Raw genomic sequence first — 560 nt, forward strand, 5'->3', positions numbered from 1 at the left:
CAATCCAGACGATTGAACAGACATCTGCTACCGTTGATTCGTTCACGATGCGGGAACCGTCAATCGAAGACGTGTTCGCCGCTCATACGACGGGCCGGACTGAAACAGCAGACGAACCGTACTGAACGGCGTGACTCTGTTGAAATCCTCAGTACGTGATAAGCATTGATTCGGTACCGATCAATACAGGGGACTCACGCATCGATTAGTACAGGGGAATCAAGAATCGCTCAGTGCAGACAAGATATTTACCATTTCAGAGAGTGACACTTAATATGGCGACCGCCACACGAACGCCCGACACCCGGACATTATCGGGTATGCTCATCGGACTAACCGTTCTCGGAATTGCCCTCTTAGTCGCAAATATGTCGAGTTCCCCACTTCGGAGTGGGAATCTTGAGTTATTTGCTATCTTTGCGCTCCCGCTAGTTATCTCACTGGTTGCGTATATTCGATTCGCTGAACCAGTTGTCTGGTGGGAGGTTGCCCTATTAGGCGTCTGGGGAGCGCTGGGTATCGCCCTTACAACCTTTGTCGGATTTCTGGCGACGATGGGG

Annotated in this window: 1 pseudogene; it reads left to right on the plus strand. The window is 51.1% G+C overall.

Annotated features, from left to right (window positions below):
• Nucleotides 1-275: 275 nt before the first annotated feature.
• A pseudogene (locus tag DVK07_RS24030) lies at nt 276-560 on the plus strand (hypothetical protein); the annotation flags it as partial.

The organism is Halorubrum sp. Atlit-26R (assembly GCF_003666015.1).
Lineage (GTDB): Archaea > Halobacteriota > Halobacteria > Halobacteriales > Haloferacaceae > Halorubrum.